Here is a 19,947-nt window from a genome sequence, read left to right as displayed (position 1 = left end):
AATCATCTTGTGCTAGCGATGGTAATCTCAGCTAGACTTGAGGATTAATCACGAACAACAAGGGTAGCGGATCGATGTCTGGACACTCAACTTCTAAAGTATAAGTTGGGTGTAGTTGCTTGCAGGATATTTCTACACTCAAGCTACCAGGATTTAATGACTGTGCCATTGCAATAGAATCATTACCCCGCAGTGTCAAGATTCCTTGAGCAGGTAAATCACCATGAACACGCAACTGTGTCATGTCACCTTGGGAGTAGTGTTCCACTCTCAAAGTTAAAGCACCTGCGCTGGTCAGCCAAATTCTTTCTACTACTGGATTAATTGGTGAGACTGTGAGGGTGAGATTATCTAGTATTTGTTTAGCAGCCATTAAGGACAACGCCATTTGTTGACGCGACCCTAAGTCTGAATAATCACTCTGAATATTGGGCATGGTATCCAGAGTAGACACAGACCTATAGCTGCTGCGTAACACCAGACCAGCGATATCGTTGAGTGTGTGGGATTCGTTGGGAAACAAACCTTCCACCACTTGGACTAATTTTACCCCTGTTGGTAGCGAAGATGCCACTATTTGTTGACATCTGGCTAATAATTCTTGAAATACTTTCTCTGGTAGGGGAATAGGCAGATTCAGCTTTGATTGCTGTGCCATCCACCCCCAGTTAGGGGTAATAGCCAGTGATGGCTCATCAAAAGTATCTGGGTAGTCTACTATTTGTGTTTCCCAAGGGAACAAAGGTGGGTGATTTTCGATGTGAATTTTTAACCGTTGTTTGATCACGGTTTGAAAACGTTCTTGCACAGTAGGAATTTCTCCCTATAAAAAGGTTTGGGGTTGCCTTTTCAACATTTGGCTTGCCACCTTTTACTGTGGAGCTTGGTTGAAAAGGATTTATCCCTCGTAGACTGCCTCATAATCTACCAAATAAGTCTCATGTTTATTCACACGATTGGCAAATAAACCGAGTAGGTAGCACAGTAAGCATTCTGAGTTACTATTCATGAGTAGATGCACTTGATCCGGACACTAAAGAATTACGTATTTCCCAAGCTTGTTCTAAAATTTTAAACCAACGTTTTTGTAGTTGTGCCATTGATAGACCTAAAGTTTTAGCAATTTTGTCGTCGGGTTGTCCTTGCTGCTTCAACTGTAGTAAAGCCCTTTGTTTCTCATCTAATTGGGCGTTGTAGGCTTGCCATTGCTGAGGAGTTAAGCCTAAATTTGTTTGCAGCGAAGCTTCCAGCCACTCATGTACTAATTCCCAACGGTGTAGTAAAGCAAACCGAATCAAATGATACTTAAAGCGTTGTTGTAAATAGTCTCGCTGACGTGGTGTTAAACCTAGAGCATTTTCAATTTCCTGGGCTGACATATCTTGGAGGCGCAACGAAAAGTAGTCAGCACAGTCTGATTGTTGCCGTTGTTCTAGGTAGCTCATTAATTCTGTAATCACTACAGACCGTAGAGTGTCTTCTTCTGGTTCGGGTTCGGGTTGGGTAGCCATTGCGGAACGCAACTGCTGTACTGCTGGTTCTTCCCAAGAACCATCGCCTTCATTGCTGCTACCTTCTGCTGCTTGCTCAATGTCTACGCTAGTTTCTGGGGGTTGCTGTTGAGAGAAGGTTTGAGCGCGCAGAATAATCAACTGTTGTTGACGACCTGGCAGGGGAATCCGGCGTTTTGCGTAACGTTCTGTGAATGCCATATATTCCGCCAGTTCCAGCAGAGTTTGAGGACGATAGGTGGGGCCGAGTTGGTTTTCGCGACGGAAGGCGTTTAAGGCTTCTAAATAAAAACTTTGTAGGAAATCTTCAATGATAGTCAGCCGCCCTTGATAACTTAATTGGCGTTGGGGAGGATTAATGTAACGATAAATAATTGCACTTAGTGTACTATGTAATTCAACCCGACCTCGGTTGGAACCTAACTGATAGTATCTCAAACACTGTTGTAGTCGGTGTTTAGCCAGGTTCATCGCCGAACTTTCCACAGCCCCGGAAGCTTGAATACGTTTACTTTCGTGGCAAATCCGGTATACTTCGGTGGTGATGCGTCCTGCTACATCGCGGCAATTCTGATCTGAAGCCTTGGTGAATTGTTGAAATTCGTTATAGGCAAGTTGAAAGATTGCCTCGACACCGATAGAGTTTTCTCCCAGAAAGTTTGCGGTTGGAATAGTTGCTGTTGCGGCTGAATTCATAGTCTTGGTACTCAAAAGACCCTATAGATAAGTTAAATAGAAGCGGCGACAACTGTGGGTATTGGCTGTGTGGTTTTGCGTATAAGCTAAACGCATACCCATCCTTGGTTAAGGATATGGTGGATTTGATTATTCCCGAATTAAATGGGATTAATTATTTGCGATAAATGTTGTTGCCATTACCCAACAGACGTTAACAAGTCATGATGGATTTAGAAGCACAAATTCAATTGCTGATTAACAATGCACCCAAAGATGGTGTAACACCAAATCTTATTGCAGCAATTGCTCCTACGCTTGTGGCGATCGCTCAACGATTACGCTACTCCCAATACTATATTCTCCAAAATTCGGAGGGTAGTTGGGTGTTAACTACATTGAGCCATCGTGCCAACCCCGGAATTGAAAAGCGTATTGTTTATGCTTTTCCTACCATACAAGATGTCACCCTAATCTCACCTGCTGGGCTAGACCCTCACATCACCCCCAAAATTGTCCCTGTGACCCATATTTTGTTCCAATTGGTGGCATTAGAACCCGTAGATAGTATCGTTTTTTTGGAAACGCCGGGTACGACCACTCACTCCTATGAAGTACAGCGTTCTGAGTTCCAAAAACTCATACAAAAACAGTTGCAACAGCAGCGTCCCAGTAAAAACATACCCCCTAATATTGCTTAAAAAAATTTTGGATGTTGGATTTTTTCAATACATTCCAACATCCAAAATTTTCCGTCTCCAAAATTTCCGAAATTTTTGACTGCAAATCGCAAATTTTAAGATTACCACACAAATGGGTTGAAAGCCCTCTCCTATAAGGAGGGTTGTTTATGTTATGATATTTTCCCGCCGATAGCAATAGTCACGCCGAACTAAATTCCAAGTTTGATTGCACTGGCGAAAAATAATTGAACTATTGACGTTAAAAAATCCCTGTCAATGAGAACCCACTTTTATTAGTACGGGTTGATCTTCGACAGAGATGGCAATGCTGCTACTAATATCTTGAATTTAGCCTGAAGTACCGTAGGGCATACGAGAAATTGGAACTGTGATCCGAACGCTACGGAAGATGCAACCGTTGATTAACCTCTACTTTGTCTGAAGGAATCCTGTCAAAGCCAGTAGGGTTGATGAGCGAAGCATCCCCTAGCCTTGAGCCAGGGGAGGGTCAACTAATATAACCGGCTCAGTGCATATTCAGCGATATTGATCAACGCCTGGTGAGATTCTGAGGGCGGGAGAACAGCTAGATTGTCAATTGCTAGCTTAGTATGATGAGCTGCTAAATCCCGCGCTTGCTGTATTCCTTGACTATCTTCAACCAAGGACAAGGCTTGTTCTATATCTCCTTCTTGAGCGAATTCTCGCTCTATCAGCACCTCTAGGTGTGGTTTTTCCCCTAGGGCAAACAATACAGGTGCCGTGAGATTACCGCTTTTTAAATCCGATCCTACTGGTTTACCCAAGGTGTCGGCGGTGCTAGTGAAATCCAAAATGTCATCGACAATCTGAAAGGCTATACCCAAATGACGACCATAGGCATACAAATGTTCGGCAACTTCTGAGGAAACTTCACTCAGTATTCCCGCCGCTTTTGAGCTGTTGGCAATCAGCGAGGCGGTTTTGTAATAGCTTTTCTGGAGATAGGTATCCAGTGAGATGCTAGTGTCAAAGCGATTCATTCCTTGCTGAATCTCTCCAGTAGCCAGATCCATAATCACTTCTGAAAGTAGTTTGACTACTTCCAAGTTGTCTAGGTTCGCTAAGTACCAGGAAGATTGAGCAAACAGAAAATCTCCGGCTAAGATGGCAATGCGATTGCCAAACAAGCTATGCACCGTAGGCACGCCTCGCCGGACTTCTGATTCATCTACTACATCGTCATGTACTAAACTGGCAGTGTGAATCATTTCTGTAATTTCTGCCAGGCGGCGGTGACGTTGTGTAATCTCTTGATCTAACATTGTCGCCCGCGATATCAACAGCACGATTGCTGGTCTGATACGCTTTCCCCCAGCCCCGAATAAATGTTCGGCGGCTGCAAACAGAATGGGGTGGCGATTTCCAACTAGCTGTTTGAGGTTATCTGCTAGTATTTGCAGGTCTCCTTCCACAGGGGTAAACAGGGAGGTGGCTGGGGTCATGGATGGGCGGACTCTGACTTTAGTTACGAAAATTTACATATTCTAATAATCATTTTAAAATAACGCCGTGCCAGCGCAAAGTTTTGCTCATCAGAATACTCTCGAATTTAAGCCATAAAATGCTCACTCTTGCACGAGGGTGTAAGGGTATCAGGGTATAGGAGTGTCAGGTTTTTGAACACTCCACCCGAAAGATAAGTATTTTATATGTATTTGTCCGTCTTTTGCAGCTAATTCACTGCCAGTCTGATGATGAATATGTTTTAAATTTCAAAAATAACAAACGTAAATATGATCGGCAGTTTTCTGATATCGAAGGTTATTGTCGAATGAGCGAGTATTTTGTCAAGTTACTTACTATTTTTTATACTCAATTAATAAGAAAAATTTATTTTATTTTTTGAAAAATCACATATTAATTATTTTTATGAAATAATTCAGTTTTTTGTTTTTGTGTCACCCTCTAGAAAATTGGAAATTTTGCCTCAAAATTGGCTTGGTTGTGTTAGGCTATAACCTAGGAATTTAAAAATTTTCAGGTATTCACCCCACAACAGTAGTCGCTCTCTTTTTGAGTGACATGACTATTTTGGTGTTGTGAGCCATAAATATCATTCGTCAAAGCCAAATTTCAGCAAGTATTTTCTGGAATCTGCCCCAGGACGAAAAAATCTTAGTTAGGAGCTTGGCGATTTTCTTGAGAAAATTTGCCATTAAACTTCATATTGCGTTGAGCGTGAGTATGGCTCCTAGTGTCAAGATGTCAACAAAAATCAAGCAGACTAGGTAGGCTGCTGAGGAGTGCGGTATTGAGTTGCTGTTTAGCAATTTAATACCTGTCATCGGATGTATGGTCTGCAAATAATCCCATAGGAAATTCTTTGTCATTAGAGAATTATATCTCTATGGCAGAGTTTGGCGTAGAAAAGTATAGCCACCAAGATGGTATTTGGTTGGTTGACTTTTTGCTAATTTTATGCAATTTGATTATGGATTTAAAAGGGTGCTGGTGGAACAATGACTTACGGGAATATGCCTATGATGATTTTTATTTTAGCGGCGGGTTATTTGTTCACTGTCTACCTATTATTGGGTTTAGCCAAACGCATCGGCAAAAAACCTGTTCATGAGAATGTTTCTCCAGTGCCTTTAGAAAAAGAACCAGAGGAATTACCCCTAACGCCAACAGTGACAGAAATAGTTAATAGTCAGTAGAGACGCGATCAGAAGTGGAAGAACGAGCGTAATAGCGTCTGTACAATCGTTATTATCCATCATTCGTGATGGACTTTGGACTGTTGACCATTAACTATTAACTAATTTTCAGCTAAAAAATCTTGCTAGAGTTGGGAAACTGGAACACTAGCCCAGTTTACCGACTCAACCATTGGGGTACAACCTAGCCACTGCACTCCAGATTGAGCAAACTGTTGGGGACAGCCACTCACGACAAAGCGAGTGGGTAGGGGGGGGTGAGTGTTGCTTAAACCTAGTAGGTCTAATTCTTGGCTACAGGCTGTGACGACATGAACAGCCGGATCAATAATTTTAACTTGGGAAGGAACAAGCGATCGCACCACAGGCGCGAGCAAGGGATAATGGGTACAGCCGTAAACCAAAGTATCAATGTCTTGTTGCAGCAGAGGTTCTAGATAAGACCTAGCTACCTCAGTAGTGTAGGGATCGTCAATCCGATTTTGCTCAATCAGTGGTACAAACTCAGGACAGCCGACTTGCCACACTTCCACATCCGGGTTAATTTCTAAGATAGCGTGCTTATAGGCATTACTTTTAGCTGTGGCTGGAGTGGCGATTACACCAATACGCTTACCTTGTTGTGTGGCTGCTTTCGCACCAGGAAGAATGACTCCGAGAATCGGAATCTTGTATTCTTCCCGGACTATTTCTAGTGCGAGAGCAGAACTGGTGTTACAAGCCATGATTACCATTTTGACGCGTTGCTGTTGCATCCAGTCCAGAATTTCGCGGACAAACTGTAAAATGTCTGCTTGCGAACGAATGCCGTAGGGTAGCCTAGCGGTATCGCCAAAGTAAATGATTGATTCGTGAGGTAATTGCCGATAGAGTTGACGCAATACCGTCAACCCACCCACACCACTATCAAAAACACCAATAGGAGCGCGTTGAGGCTCTTGGTCTAAAAAATTGTAAAGATTACCTTCAAAGCCGGAAGATGAATACACAGGCAAATACTGATGGAAATTTGGGGATTTAAAATACAGAATTTAGCAGACATTTTGCTAAATGACTATTAAATTCTGTATGCACACCAATTTATGATTTGTACTATGTTCTTACATTTTGACATCCTCAAACCCAATTTTTTGGTAATGAGATTTTTAGCCTCTCTTTAAATATTGCAAAATACCACGAGCGATCGCCTCTGCCATTCGATTCTGATATTCCGGTGAACCCAATCTAGGATTATCTTCCCGACCTGACATATAGCCTGTTTCTACTAAAATCGATGGCATAGAACTCTTTCTGAGGACGTAAAATCTAGCTTTGCGTGTACCTCGGTCTTTAATAGTGCCTATACTTTGCAGAATACTCTTGCGGACTGATTCAGCTAGAGCATAACCACTTTCGTAATAATAGACTTCTAAACCATTGACATTAGGGCGATTTTCTACAGAATTACCATGAACGCTGACAAATACTGTGGCATTAGCTCGTTCAGCGATGTCTACTCTACCCTGGAGTTCTACAAAGAAGTCAGCATTCCGTGTTAAGACAGTTTGCACTCCATTCTGCTCCAGAATCTCAGCAATTCTGCGGCCAATCGGTAACACTACATCTTTTTCTAATAACCCACCCAAACCAGGCGCGCCTGAGTCTTTACCGCCATGACCGGGGTCAATCACTACCACAACTTTACCTCTGGGAACAGAGGGACTGGGTACTGGCTGAGATATGGTTGGAGGATTATCTATATTTGGCTGTGGTAATTGAGCTTGGGAAGTTGATGATAAAGGTGGTACAACTACAACTTGTCGTGAGCCTTGTAACTCTAGTGCTAACAGTTGATTGCTGAGTTGATTGAGTTCTCCAATTTGTACTCCTGCGGCTGGTTGTACCAACAGCACCACTGTATTCGGTGCTTGGGATTGCAGTCTTACCCGAAGAATGGGACTATTGGCTGTAAATTCTGGGCCTTTGACTTTGGCAGCTAACTTAGCATTGTTAATTGTGATGCGAAACAATCCAGAGGTTCTATCCCAACCACTTTGAGTAGTTACAGGTTGGTCAGAGCGAATCAACAATTGCGTACCGTTATTAGCTAGTTCTACCGCTTGAATGGTAGCGGGTGAGTTGGTGGTAGATAATATGAGGTTTGGGCTATGCTCGTTTGGTAATCTGACCTGAGTTCTATGAGGCAGAACCACAAATCCACCGACACTACTGGTGCTTACCCGCCAATCTGGACTGTTTTGATCCACCTGCATTGTCAGGCGTACAGATTGGGGTTTGTTTTGTAGCTGGGTAAATTGAATCCGACTCACACCATAACGATTGATCGTCAAATCCTGCTGACTGAGAGTAGGTGATAAAGATGCGCCAGCAACATCTATAGTAATCGCCTTTTTATCCTCAGTCCGATTGACTTGAATTTGCGGATTACCGCCACGAGTGCGGATGAAAAAACCATCTGCTGTCACTTGTAAGTTTTCAATTTCAGTGACAGAGGCGACGGTGTTGACCTCTGTTGCTGGAAGATGGGGTGTAACAGAGTAAATATTTCTGTAAATATTTTTCTCAGGAGAGTTAGAGGGTAGTTGCTGGGCAATTTCTGGGGTATCTATGACGTTTTCAGCTACGGGTGTGGGTAACTGTACCGTCCATCGATTAGCAGTCACACCAACAAATTTTACTTCTTGGGGGTTGAGGGTGTAACCAGGAGCCAACTCCACAACGATTCGTGTGGTTTGTGGGTCAAACTGGCCTACCCGGACAGCGCGAATGGCACCACCTATCGGTTGCGTGGACTGTGGTCGCCCAAATGTTACCCCAGGCAAATCAATCACTAAACGTGTGGGGTTGAAAATCAGTTGTGCTTGGGGTTGAACTGCGCCTGTGGTGTTAATTTGCAACCGGTTGTGCTGGGCATCAAACCGCCAAGAATCCAACCGCGCCGCTAATGCTGGCGACGATAGTAACATCACAGTTCCAACTGTACCGGATAGTAGCCAGTGTAATTTCACAATTCTTGCTCCTGATTCGCATGATTAATCTCTCAAAACATTTGCAAATCCTCACACCGTCACACCGTCATCGTTCTCACTTTTATAGGTGGCAAACAAATTTTGTGCTGGTATAAAACGCATCTAACTAATGGCGTTAAATTATAGCAGGCTCTCTAATTTTTGCCATTGTATTCTCTACATAATTTTTCCTGTCTGTGATTTGTCAGTAAATTCGGATGTTTTCAGTGGTTTTACTATCCTTATCCGTTTTAATTACACTTATCGTTTTAAGTAGTTAAGAATACCACGAGCGATCGCCTCTGCCATTTGATTTTGATAAGCTGAAGTTCTCAACTTAGCGGCATCCTCTCGACCAGTCACAAAACCTGTTTCCACCAAAATAGAGGGCATAGAACTTTTTCTGAGGACATAAAATCTAGCTCGTCGTACTCCCCGATCTCTGACATTGACACTTTGGAGAATGCTCTGATGAACTGCACGCGCTAAACCCAGACCACTGTCGTAATAATATGTTTCCAAACCATTAACTTCTGTTCGTCCGCCGCCGATGGCATTGGCGTGGATACTGACAAACACATCAGCATTAGCTCGTTCGGCCATTTGGACTCGTCCTGGTAGACTAACGAAGTAGTCAGAATCTCTGGTCATCACTACCTGCACGCCGTTTTGTTGCAAAATCTGAGCAATGCGTTGGCCAATGGGTAAGATGACATCTTTTTCACGTAATCCACCAATACCAATTGCACCTGGGTCTTTACCACCATGTCCAGGATCAATTAGCACTATGACTTTACCTCTAGGAAGTGGACGGGTATTTGGTTGGGGTACAGGTATAGGATTTCTCGCATCTGGTAGTTGTTCGGGGATGGGAGGTAAAGGTGGTGTGGCGATCGTCCGACGCGAACCTTGTAATTCCAAAGCCAAAAATTGACTACCGACTTGATTGAGTGCGCCAATTTGCACTCCTGCGGCTGGTTGGACTAAAACAACTACAGTATTGGGGTTTTGGGTTTGTAACCGGACGCGCAGAATCGGACTATTAGCTTTAAAAGTCGGGCCTTTAACGTTAGAAGCTAACTTCGCGTTAGGAATAGTGATGCGGAAAAGACCGGTTGTTCTATCCCATCCACTGGTAGCAGATGTCGCTTGATCAGCGCGAATCAGTAATCGATTATCTACTAAGTCAATAGATTGAATCGTAGCTGGTGCTTTATTTGCAACTGGTCTGCTGGGTAAAGTAATATTGTCGGAATTGTCAGAATTATCATTATTATCATTTCCTGACAATCTCACCACGCGACTGGGGAGAACTACCAACCCGCCAGCACTACTCTTGGTAACACGCCAGTCAGGACTATTTTTGTCTACCCGCAAAGCCATGCGAACAGAGGGGGTGCGGGTTTGGAGTTGAATAAGTTCTACTCGGCTCACACCATGCTTGTTGACGGTAATATTACGCTGGGTGAGACGGGATGATAACCTGGCATCAGGGATATCGATAAAAATTGTAGCGCGATCGCGGCTGCGAATCATCTGAATATCAGGATTCCCGCCACTGGTACGGACAAAAAAACCATCCCCAGTTACTTGTAAATTGTCGATTTGAGTTTTCCCGCCGACTGCACTGACAACATTATTAGAAAACTCTGGTTTAGTCTCAGATTCTAGAGTGACTCTATTGTAAACATTTTCAGAGGTAGACTCGGCTTGCTCCCTTGTGGGAGTGGGTAACTGGACTGTCCATCGATTAGCAGTTACACCCACGAATTTTACCTGTTGGGGGTCGAGGTTGTAACCAGGAGCCAACTCTACAACGATTCGTGTGGTTTGTGGGTCAAATTGCCCTACCCGAACAGCGCGAATGGCACCACCTATCGGTTGTGTGGACTGTGGTCGCCCAAATACTACCCCAGGCAAATCAATCACTAAACGTGTGGGGTTGAAAATCAGTTGTGCTTTGGGTTGAACTGCGCCTGTGGTGTTAATTTGCAAACGGTTCTGCTGGGCATCAAACCGCCAAGAATCCAACCGCGCCGCTAATGCTGGCGACGAAAGTAACATGACAGTTCCAACAGTACCAGATAGTAGCCAGTGTAATTTCACAATCCTTTCTCCTGATTCACATTCATGAGAGTCATCAATATCTCAACATATTGGTAAGTTGTCACACCTTCACCACCTAATTTTGAGTCTTGATACCTTCTCTGACTGGGGTGCTAGTATAAAAAAAGCAAATTAATAGCTTATCCTCACAGTATTCCCGCAACTTTTGCCTGAATATCAGGACTTATAATTTACCCTACAAAGCATCAGATGTAACACTGAGTTGGCCAGAGATGAAGATTGACTGAATTGATTGTTAGTAATTGGGTTTTTTAGATTAAAACTCCAAGTTGTGTTAGCTGATATGACAAGATTTGCAGTTATTATCTTTTACTTGCTGAATAAACATCTAGATTAGGACTGAGAAGTGAGACAAAACTGGCAACAAATAACATTCCAAATGATAGTAGCAATGGGACAACAAATAAAATAAACAATTTCAGGGGACGGAGTATAGAGTACAGAAGTTTCCGCCGGATTGGGGAAGTAGGGAACTGGGAAAGCAGGAGACTGGGGACTAAAAATCAATGAGATGCTTGTGGTTGCCTATTCCCTACTCCTCTAGAATGAGTTGCTTTGAATCTTTTGCCATGTTGTGTGATTTTGCAAGACAAGAGGAACTTAGCCGGGGAAGGGCTAATCAGGTTGTGAGAATAACCGTGATCAATCATTGCCACCCCTATTAGTTTAGAGAGTACGTCACTGGTAGCAGGGACACCAGAAAATACCAATTCGACTTCCCCCTTAAGTATTATGCCCACACCAGTCGCTAGGCGGTTGATTTGGGACTGACCAAAGACGCTGAAGCCTGTGATCACTTTACCGAAAATTGCTACGACAATCAGGAAAATTGCCACAAGTGAACCTTTGCTGCTGGTATTCCTCAGCCGCTTTGTGTTGTGAGTGCATCAGCTATGTAGGATGCGTTAGGTTAGCGTTACCCATCGCACCTTTGTCAAGTAGTGCTTTAAGGATTTTTTTTGGTTGCTAAAAATGTAACCGTTTCAGTTTTTGACTATAACGGTGTCAAAGTTGGAACAGAAAAATCGTATTGCGTCATGCTATGAGTTTTATACAAATCTCATGGGGGATGTTGACTATTAAAAATTAATGGAAAACTAATAAATACGGTGGAAGTATCCGTAAAGATTCTGGATAGGAGTAAAAATAATTGTATGCTTAGAGTCGCTTTGTTGCGTTCTCGGTTGTTTGCTGGGAAATTTTGGCAAACTTTACCGCTAACGTTGTTCATCTTTGTGACTTTTGTGCAGCCTGGAATAGCGCAAGAAAAAGAAAAAGTCTGGCGGACTTTAACTGTGACAGGCCGCGGTGAAGAATCAATTCCCACAACTTTGGCACAAGTCAGTCTGGGGGTAGAAATTCAAGGTAAAACGGCTCAAGAGGTACAGCAAGAAGCAGCACGTAGGTCTGCGGCGGTGGTGGCTTTACTGAAAAACCGGAATGTGGCAAAATTACAAACTACTGGTATTCGCCTCAACCCAGTTTATAGTTACACCAATAATGTGCAGCGCATTACTGGTTATGCTGCCAGTAATACTGTGAGTTTTCGAGTTCCTAATGACAAGGCTGGGACATTGTTAGATGATGCGGTGAAAGCAGGTGCAACCCAAATTAATGGTATTCGTTTTGTGGCTACTGATGAAGCGATCGCATCTGCTAGACAACAAGCTTTAAAAGAAGCTACCCAAGACGCTCAACAACAAGCTAATGCTGTTTTGAGCAGTCTAGGTTTTCAAGCTAAAGAAATAGTAAGTGTTCAAGTAGGTGGTGCAACTGCGCCTCCACCCCCAATGTTATATCGCGCTGAGGCTGCTAAGTTAGCTAACGCCGACGCTTCCACACCTGTAATTGCTGGTGAACAAGAAGTTGAAGCATCGGTAACGTTGCAAATTAGTTATTAGTTATTAGTCATTAGTCATTAGTCAATACTTGGGACTATTGACTAATGACTCTTGTTAAAAATGTTCTGGGGAGTAGTCTCCACCTGCGTCTCTATCTTGCTTGGAACCTAACAACTCTAATTGGTCTACTTGTATAACTGGTGTAGAACGTAACATTCCAGTTTGAGCGTCATTCCAAGTATTGAACTTTAAGGAACCTTTGACAGCAATTTGCTTACCCTTTCGGACGTAATTACCTGCTATCTCTGCTGTTTTTCCCCATAGTTCTAAATTGAACCAGTCAGGCTCATCACTATTACGGCTTCTACGGTCAACTGCTAGTGTTAATCTACACTTGACGCTGCCCGACTCAAAATATTTCAGGTCTGGGTCAGTACCTACCCGACCAACTAGGGTGACTATATTAATATTCATTTGATTGATTTACCTTTTAGTACGCACGTACCTGTTTGTCTTGAATTTGATCATAGCGAATTGTCATTCTCTTGCAAAGCGTTAAAAAAATCACAAAAAAATTAGGTATAAAAATCAGCAAAATTCTTGGGAGAAACTGAAAAAATATACGGATATACCTAATTAGTCCCAGAATATCAAAGACATAAACGCCTACGATTAAGTAGGTGTTAGCACAACTGTTCATAAAACAGTGCATTGGACTGGACTCTGACACCAAAAAAATAATAGAATCCAGCTCGATTCGCTCTAACAGTTGTAGTCTAGAATTATCGCAAATTAGGGGGCGTAGACACGCGTGGGTCTGTTTAGGAACTTTCGCTCATCGTGGGATATGGGTATCGACCTCGGTACTGCCAATACTCTCGTTTATGTATCTGGTAAAGGTATTGTACTCCAAGAACCTTCTGTAGTGGCAATTGATCAAAATGAAAAGGTAGCCATAGCAGTAGGTGAAGAAGCTAAAAAAATGCTGGGTCGTACACCTGGAAATGTGATTGCAATGCGACCTTTGCGAGATGGGGTGATTGCTGACTTTGATACGGCTGAGTTGATGCTGAAAAGTTTTATTCAGCGAGTCCATGAGGGACGGTCGTTGATATTACCTCGGATTGTCATTGGGATACCCAGTGGTGTCACGGGTGTAGAAAGACGAGCCGTGATGGATGCAGCAGCTCAAGCAGGGGCAAGAGAAGTATATTTAATTGATGAACCAGTAGCCGCCGCAATTGGTGCGGGATTACCAGTGGCTGAACCGACTGGGAACATGATTATTGATATTGGTGGTGGTACTACAGAAGTTGCCGTTCTCAGTCTCCAAGGGACTGTATTAAGCGAATCAGTACGCGTTGCTGGTGATGAATTAACCGAGTCGATCATCATGTATCTCAAAAAAGTGCATAACTTGGTGATTGGAGAACGGACTGCGGAAGACATCAAAATTCGCATTGGTTCTGCCTACCCCACCCATGATGATGATGACGCAATCATGGAAGTCCGAGGTTTACACCTGCTATCTGGTTTACCCAGAACTGTCACCATCAAAGGGGCAGAAATCCGTGAAAGTATGCTAGAACCTCTATCTGTGATTATCGAAGCGGTGAAGCGGACACTAGAACGCACGCCGCCGGAACTGGCAGCAGATATTATTGACAGAGGTATCATGTTGGCAGGGGGTGGAGCATTGCTTAAAGGCCTTGATACCCTGATTAGCCATGAAACAGGAATTGTCACCCATATTGCCCACGATCCTCTGAGTTGCGTTGTCTTGGGAACAGGTAGGGTGTTAGAAAACTTCAAACAGCTAGAACGCGTGTTTAGTGGACGCTCTCGCAATATGTAACTCAAAAAAGTTTGGATATTGGGTTCTATTGAGCTGTAATTTGGGTTCTATCAAAATAGAATCCAGTATCTTTTGAATTTATAGAAACAGATATGGTAACAGTACGTCGTTGGTGGGATCATAAAGCTTTACAGGTGAGTTTACTAGCTTTAGCTTTGGGTGGAGCTTGGATACTGCGTCAAACTCAGGGCGAGTTTTTAATGGAAGCATATCAAGTTATTAGCAGTCCGTTACAGATGTTGTCTCCAGGCATGACTCCAGAAGAACGTCAAGCAGAACTGCTGCGGGATGCTCAATTTATGGAGTTACAAACCCGCATTACCGAATTGGAAAGTCAAAACAAAAAACTGCAAGATTTATTAGGTTACGTTGCAAAAGAACCTCTGGCATCAAGACCAATTCCTGCTAGAGTTATAGGGCGCAGTGCTGATCATTGGTGGCAACAAGTTACTCTCAACCGTGGCTCAACATCTGGGATTCAACCAGGTTATATTGTTAAGGCTGAGGGTGGATTAGTCGGTCTAGTAGAAAGTGTCACTGCCAACACTAGCCGTATTTTGTTAATTAGTGACCTGAAAAGTCAAGTAGGTGTAACAATTAGTCGCACTTCTACTAAGGGGGTGCTACGGGGAGACTCTTCCGCCGAAGCTGTGTTGGAGTTTTATGAAAAAGTCCCAAGTGTGAAAGTGGGGGATTTAGTTTCTACATCTACGTATAGTCAGAGATTCCCGGCTGGGGTACCAATTGGGCGCATCAAGTCTTTAGATTTGAAAAAACTACCTGCTTCTATCGCTAGGGTTGAACTGTTTCCACCCATCAGAACCCTAGATTGGGTAGCTGTATATCCCAAACCGCAAAACCTAGATTTGGAAAACCAGCAGTCAGCAACCCAAAAAACGCACAAGTCTAATTAAATAAGTTTCCCAAAATGATGAAGTTACCTTCATTGAATGGTAAGTCAAAACAGCCAAAACGCAGACCCAAAAAGCGAAAAAGGTCTTTAGCGGATTGGCCTCCTGGTTTGTTGCATCTGCTAGATTGGGCAATAACATTTGCATCTGTAGTTTTATGTTTGTTATTGTTACCAACCCGACTTCCAGGGATGGAATTATTAGGGATTGGGCCTAATTGGTTGTTAATCTGGGTGGTAGCTTGGAGTATTAACCGCTCAGTTTGGGCGGGAACCTTGGCAGGGATTATTTTAGGTTTACTTCAGGATGCTATGACATCGCCAGAGCCTTCCCATGCCATCACTTTGGGGCTGGTGGGATTGATAACTGGGATGCTTCAAAAGCAGCGATTTATCCAAGAAGATTTTATTTCGATTGCCTTGATTGTGTTTGTGATGGTAATTGTGGCAGATGCTGTTTTTGGGTTGCTGTTAACTATAGCAGGCGATCGCTCCACAGAATACATCTGGGCATATTATCAGCGTGTCACCTTGGCTTCTGCTATTCTCAGTAGTTTGTGGGCTCCTGTGCTGTATTATCCCCTGAATCGTTGGTGGCAACGGCTGAAAATGGTTAATAGTCATTAGTTATTAGTTATTGGTTATTAGTCATTAGTCATTAGTTATTAGGGACTGCCAGATCAAAAAATATCTAAAATGTAGGGTGCGTCAGTACGAGAAACCCTAGCTATACCAAGCAAATATTCATCCTGACGCACCCTACTAACAGTCGATTTGGATAATTTATTTTTTGGTGTTCCCTTAGTTATTAGTTATTAGTCATTAGCTGTTCTCTCCCTGCTGCCCTGCTTCCTCCGCTTCCTCTGCTTCCTGCCCGAACCTATCCCCAATCTTAGCCTGGGGATATTACTGTGTCAGTATCGCCATAAGAGCATTTAGGGTGCAGAATATTTACAGTAATGCCCAAAATTATGGATAACTTGCCAGTGGTTGCTCAAGCAGGTGCATACCAACCTCAAAATAATCAGGAACAAGAAGTTTTAGTGCGATCGCCTGTCGATTCCGATTCATCAACACAGCAACAGGTAGGAAGCGACTTTGACCGTGCTATGATGCAACGGTGTTTGGAACTTGCCCGTCGTGCTTTGGGACGCACTTCACCGAATCCGTTAGTGGGGGCAGTGGTTGTTAAAGATGGGAAGATTGTCGGGGAAGGTTTTCATCCCCGTGCAGGTGAACCTCATGCCGAAGTTTTTGCCCTCAGAGCAGCTGGAGAATTGGCTCGTGGTGCTACTGTATATGTGAATCTTGAGCCTTGCAATCACTACGGACGTACTCCCCCTTGTTCGGAGGGTTTAATTCAGGCTGGTGTAGCTAAGGTAGTGGTGGGGATGGTTGATCCTAACCCTTTGGTTGCTGGTGGTGGTATTGCGCGGTTACGGGCGGCAGGAATCGAGGTGTTGGTGGGGGTAGAAACGGTAGCCTGTCAGCAACTCAATGAGGCTTTTGTTTACCGGATTCTTCACAAACAACCTTTAGGGATTTTAAAATATGCCATGACTTTAGATGGTAAGATTGCCACTACTTCCGGTCACAGTGCATGGGTAACAAATCAGGCGGCTAGGAGCGAAGTTCACCAACTGCGAGCTGCTTGTGATGCGGTGATTGTGGGTGGTAATACCGTCCGTCAAGATAATCCTTATTTAACTAGCCATCAGCAGGGGGCGCACAATCCTTTACGGGTGGTGATGAGTCGGCAACTGAATTTGCCAGCAGATGCCCGTTTGTGGCAAACTGCTGAGGCTCCGACTTTGGTATTAACAGAAGTAGGTGCTAATCCCGATTTCCAAAAACTGTTGCTCAATTATGGCGTGGAGGTGTTAGAGTTACCATCGCTCACACCACAAGCCGCAATGAATTATTTATATGAGCGAGGTTTTTGTAGTGTGCTATGGGAATGTGGTGGTAAATTATCCGCTAGTGCGATCGCTCAAGGGGCAGTACAAAAAATCTTAGCTTTTATTGCTCCCAAAATTATTGGCGGTAATCATGCACCCACACCTGTAGGTGACTTAGGTTTGACTACTATGACTGAGGCACTGCTTTTAGAACGTGTCCGTTGGCGCGTAGTTGGTTGTGATTGTTTAGTGGAAGGTTATTTGCCGCCACAGCATTAATCAGTCAGTCGTTCATAGTTAATCGTGATCACGATTAACTATGGACTATTTATCATAGTTCTGTTATTATTAACACTGTCTTTCATAAGCAATATCACGGATGAGAGATAGCCGAGATTGAATGTAGTCCACTAAAAAATCAGTTTCGTGGGCATCTAACAAAGCTTGTGTTGTAATTTGGTTTGCCAACCATTGCACCAAGCTAGCATCATCCATCTGCAAGAGGATCTTGCTTTGGGAGTTTTCCACTATAGCCCAGAGCTGACGCAGAATTTTAGGAGTCATCAGACCTCAATTTAATCATTAGTCTAGCTGTTTTCAGATTACACAATTACAACCGCAAACCACGCCATTTACCTACAAGTTGAGACAACTATTATTAAAAACTTAATATAGAGTTTTAAAACTTGATTAAGTTTAAGCATAAGGCTACTACACTACATAGTTTACACAACTTCACAAAAATCCGAGATTCATGGTTGAATAATCAAATCTGAAAGTACATTCTTCAGGATGGATAGGCTTTGAGCCATGAAAACAAAAAAATGTGTGCAATTAGTATTCATGGACATAGATAACAGGTGACAGAAAAACTATTTGTTTAATTCTGTCTGAGGAATTAGAAAGTAAATTTGCCATATAGAAATACTAGCATCATATAACCAATGAATTGTGATTAAAATTTAGTAGGTTGCGTCAGTAGGAATAATCTTTTTTCATGTCGGGAAATTACTGACGCGCCCTGCATCTGGAAAATTTTATTATGTGGAAATTCCTGATGCACAATCAGCCAAAATGATTTGCACTACATCAATCTTCGTATTCTACCCAGCTATTAGGTGTTTCAGAAACATGAACTTTTAACTGTACATCTGGGGGTAGTCGCTTTTTAGTTTCATCATAGATATACTTGGCGATCATCTCTGCCGTTGTTTCATATTCAGGAGGCATGACTTCGTTAAGCACACCATGATCAAGCCCTCCTTTTGTGATATCTTGTTTAGCCCAACGTAGCGTTCTAAAATCAGCTACCATCACCGGATGTGGGCAGTATTGGGAAGCGTGGAGTTGTGTAGATGTAGCTTCAATGCGGACTTGATAATTATGCCCGTGCATCCGACCACAGGGGCCATTATAATCTTTGATGTAGTGAGCAGCATTAAAAGCAAATTCTGTGACTACTTTCCATTTAGGCATTTTAATATTCACCTCTGAGTTATGATTAAATTAATTATGATTTCACCTTATCTGATTAGCGGTATGAATCGAATATCTACAAGTATTACTTAATACTGGGTTGGCTGGTGTAAGAGCGATCGCTTGCAACCATTACACAGTATTTAGTTAAGCTTGTGCCGTTAACAATCAAGCAATATTAGCTCTATATCTACCATGATGTGGTTTTGATTGATTGCCAACATCCAAGCTCAGGTAGAAACTTTTGTCAACCACTCTGTAGCTGCCATCATACTTAATTATAAAGGGTAGGTTTAAAACCTGTGTTAAACCTACCTTTCATTAATCAAGACGATTCAATTAAGAAAATATAATATTAGCTTTTGCTTGTTTGTAGTGGGGGCTGGTTCACGGGGAACCGTGTTAATAATTGATGATATCTATCTATTGGGTAAACCTGCTCTTTAGCTAATCATGCTGCATACATTAATGATTGCTAAATATCCTCTGGTTCCAAATAAGGATAGTCTTGGATAATTTCCCCTACAGTTTTACCATTCGCGACCAAATTTAAAATTAAAGCAACTGGGACACGCATACCACGAATACAAGCTTGTCCCGCTATAATGTGAGGGTCAAACGTAAATTTGTCAATGCGGACAAATAATTTGGCAATCGACATCAAAAAGCGGGCGATGGGACTCGAACCCACGACGTTCACCTTGGGAAGGTGACATTCTACCACTGAATTACGCCCGCAAAATTATTCAGCTAAATTATAGCATAATTACCCGACTATTAACTGAAAAAACTAGAATTTACATTTGCTATTAAACTTTTAGTAGCATTAAAGGCTGGATTTAACTTATGTAACACCATAGAATTGTATCATCTTAAATTGAAGTATACTTAATTGGATAATTGATGAGCATAAATAATGATTAATTCAATTGAAGTAAATATAAATCTTTATTAAAGTGGGTAAATGAATCCCCATCTTGTAACGGTGAAGCACAGGAAAATCGTGATTTTGTATCATCATCGCTCAATCACACATTCATGGTATTTAGATCACCGCCATCCAGTGAAAAAAAGTGGAAGATGGAGAGTGTGGAGATATATGGAAATTTTAACTGTTTTTGGTTGATGTGTCTGATTTTATTGCAACTGCTTACTGGGTTTGATGTCGGCAAAATCTTACTGTCGCCAACACCTCACGCATTAACTGACTGTGATTGGGGGGGTGCAGCACCAGAGGCGATCGCAGTATAAACATAACTAGCAC

19 protein-coding genes and 1 tRNA gene are annotated in these 19,947 nt (G+C 42.7%); 8 read left to right on the top strand and 12 right to left on the bottom strand.

Going from position 1 to position 19,947, the window contains the following annotated elements:
• Positions 1-31: 31 nt before the first annotated feature.
• Positions 32-808 (bottom strand): PatU, encoded by a 777-nt coding sequence (locus AACS98_RS15905; RefSeq protein WP_066381558.1) that lies wholly within the window; start codon positions 806-808, stop codon positions 32-34.
• 193 nt (positions 809-1,001) lie between these two features.
• The gene (gene hetZ / locus AACS98_RS15900; protein ID WP_066381556.1) at positions 1,002-2,207 is read right to left on the bottom strand and encodes a heterocyst differentiation protein HetZ; all 1,206 of its coding nucleotides are present in this window, start codon (positions 2,205-2,207) and stop codon (positions 1,002-1,004) included.
• A gap of 206 nt (positions 2,208-2,413) precedes the next feature.
• Here hetZ and AACS98_RS15895 point away from each other — a divergent pair, with 206 nt between their 5' ends.
• On the top strand, positions 2,414-2,887 hold the full coding sequence (locus AACS98_RS15895; protein ID WP_066381555.1) for a hypothetical protein: 474 nt from the start codon (positions 2,414-2,416) through the stop codon (positions 2,885-2,887).
• A 494-nt stretch (positions 2,888-3,381) separates the two neighbouring features.
• Here AACS98_RS15895 and sds read toward each other — a convergent pair whose 3' ends face one another.
• Positions 3,382-4,353, bottom strand: a complete 972-nt coding sequence (gene sds, locus AACS98_RS15890) for a solanesyl diphosphate synthase (protein ID WP_066381554.1) — start codon at positions 4,351-4,353, stop codon at positions 3,382-3,384.
• Between the two features lie 1,017 nt (positions 4,354-5,370).
• Here sds and AACS98_RS15885 point away from each other — a divergent pair.
• Positions 5,371-5,568, top strand: coding sequence for a hypothetical protein (locus tag AACS98_RS15885; RefSeq protein ID WP_156481554.1), 198 nt, complete (start codon positions 5,371-5,373; stop codon positions 5,566-5,568).
• A 125-nt stretch (positions 5,569-5,693) separates the two neighbouring features.
• On the opposite strand, the gene murI is transcribed toward AACS98_RS15885, so the two are convergent.
• From murI to AACS98_RS23635, 4 genes are all read right to left on the bottom strand, one after another.
• On the bottom strand, positions 5,694-6,557 hold the full coding sequence (murI, locus tag AACS98_RS15880; RefSeq protein ID WP_066381553.1) for a glutamate racemase: 864 nt from the start codon (positions 6,555-6,557) through the stop codon (positions 5,694-5,696).
• A 156-nt stretch (positions 6,558-6,713) separates the two neighbouring features.
• The gene (locus tag AACS98_RS15875) at positions 6,714-8,576 is read right to left on the bottom strand and encodes an N-acetylmuramoyl-L-alanine amidase (RefSeq protein WP_066381547.1); all 1,863 of its coding nucleotides are present in this window, start codon (positions 8,574-8,576) and stop codon (positions 6,714-6,716) included.
• Positions 8,577-8,837: 261 nt separating this feature from the next.
• On the bottom strand, positions 8,838-10,682 hold the full coding sequence (locus tag AACS98_RS15870; RefSeq protein WP_066381545.1) for an N-acetylmuramoyl-L-alanine amidase: 1,845 nt from the start codon (positions 10,680-10,682) through the stop codon (positions 8,838-8,840).
• A gap of 524 nt (positions 10,683-11,206) precedes the next feature.
• Positions 11,207-11,539 carry a hypothetical protein gene (locus tag AACS98_RS23635; protein WP_066381543.1) on the bottom strand — a complete coding sequence of 111 codons (333 nt, stop codon included), beginning with the start codon at positions 11,537-11,539 and terminating at the stop codon, positions 11,207-11,209.
• A gap of 318 nt (positions 11,540-11,857) precedes the next feature.
• Between AACS98_RS23635 and AACS98_RS15860 the strand changes: the two genes are divergently transcribed.
• Complete coding sequence (locus AACS98_RS15860) at positions 11,858-12,604, top strand: SIMPL domain-containing protein (RefSeq protein ID WP_066381541.1); 747 nt, start codon at positions 11,858-11,860, stop codon at positions 12,602-12,604.
• Between the two features lie 54 nt (positions 12,605-12,658).
• Here the strand turns inward: AACS98_RS15860 and AACS98_RS15855 are convergent, their stop codons facing one another.
• Positions 12,659-13,018: a single-stranded DNA-binding protein gene (locus AACS98_RS15855; RefSeq protein WP_066381539.1), complete on the bottom strand. Its 360-nt coding sequence runs from the start codon at positions 13,016-13,018 to the stop codon at positions 12,659-12,661.
• A 373-nt stretch (positions 13,019-13,391) separates the two neighbouring features.
• Between AACS98_RS15855 and AACS98_RS15850 the strand changes: the two genes are divergently transcribed.
• From AACS98_RS15850 to ribD, 4 genes are all read left to right on the top strand, one after another.
• Entirely contained in the window at positions 13,392-14,399 is a 1,008-nt protein-coding gene (locus AACS98_RS15850; protein ID WP_066381537.1) for a rod shape-determining protein, read from the top strand.
• A 92-nt stretch (positions 14,400-14,491) separates the two neighbouring features.
• The gene (gene mreC / locus AACS98_RS15845) at positions 14,492-15,313 is read left to right on the top strand and encodes a rod shape-determining protein MreC (RefSeq protein WP_066381535.1); all 822 of its coding nucleotides are present in this window, start codon (positions 14,492-14,494) and stop codon (positions 15,311-15,313) included.
• A 17-nt stretch (positions 15,314-15,330) separates the two neighbouring features.
• Positions 15,331-15,936 carry a rod shape-determining protein MreD gene (gene mreD / locus AACS98_RS15840; protein ID WP_066381533.1) on the top strand — a complete coding sequence of 202 codons (606 nt, stop codon included), beginning with the start codon at positions 15,331-15,333 and terminating at the stop codon, positions 15,934-15,936.
• Between the two features lie 344 nt (positions 15,937-16,280).
• Positions 16,281-17,486 carry a bifunctional diaminohydroxyphosphoribosylaminopyrimidine deaminase/5-amino-6-(5-phosphoribosylamino)uracil reductase RibD gene (gene ribD, locus AACS98_RS15835; RefSeq protein WP_066381764.1) on the top strand — a complete coding sequence of 402 codons (1,206 nt, stop codon included), beginning with the start codon at positions 16,281-16,283 and terminating at the stop codon, positions 17,484-17,486.
• A gap of 69 nt (positions 17,487-17,555) precedes the next feature.
• On the opposite strand, the gene AACS98_RS15830 is transcribed toward ribD, so the two are convergent.
• From AACS98_RS15830 to AACS98_RS15815, 4 genes are all read right to left on the bottom strand, one after another.
• Positions 17,556-17,771, bottom strand: coding sequence for a hypothetical protein (locus AACS98_RS15830; protein WP_066381529.1), 216 nt, complete (start codon positions 17,769-17,771; stop codon positions 17,556-17,558).
• 525 nt (positions 17,772-18,296) lie between these two features.
• A complete protein-coding gene (locus tag AACS98_RS15825; protein WP_066381527.1) occupies positions 18,297-18,683 on the bottom strand; it encodes a 6-pyruvoyl trahydropterin synthase family protein in 387 nt (128 codons plus the stop codon).
• Positions 18,684-19,158: 475 nt separating this feature from the next.
• Positions 19,159-19,374, bottom strand: a complete 216-nt coding sequence (locus AACS98_RS15820; protein WP_339373710.1) for a DUF433 domain-containing protein — start codon at positions 19,372-19,374, stop codon at positions 19,159-19,161.
• A tRNA-Gly gene (locus tag AACS98_RS15815) sits at positions 19,350-19,421 on the bottom strand. Before AACS98_RS15815 ends, AACS98_RS15820 begins: the two co-directional genes overlap by 25 nt.
• Positions 19,422-19,721: 300 nt before the next feature.
• On the opposite strand from AACS98_RS15815, the gene AACS98_RS15810 reads away from it, so the two are divergent.
• Positions 19,722-19,934 carry a hypothetical protein gene (locus AACS98_RS15810; RefSeq protein WP_066423749.1) on the top strand — a complete coding sequence of 71 codons (213 nt, stop codon included), beginning with the start codon at positions 19,722-19,724 and terminating at the stop codon, positions 19,932-19,934.
• Positions 19,935-19,947: the final 13 nt, after the last annotated feature.

Source organism: Anabaena sp. CA = ATCC 33047 (assembly GCF_963870205.1).
Lineage (GTDB): Bacteria > Cyanobacteriota > Cyanobacteriia > Cyanobacteriales > Nostocaceae > Trichormus.
Note: the sequence above shows the minus strand (reverse complement) of the source record. Positions and strands in the feature narration are given on the sequence as shown.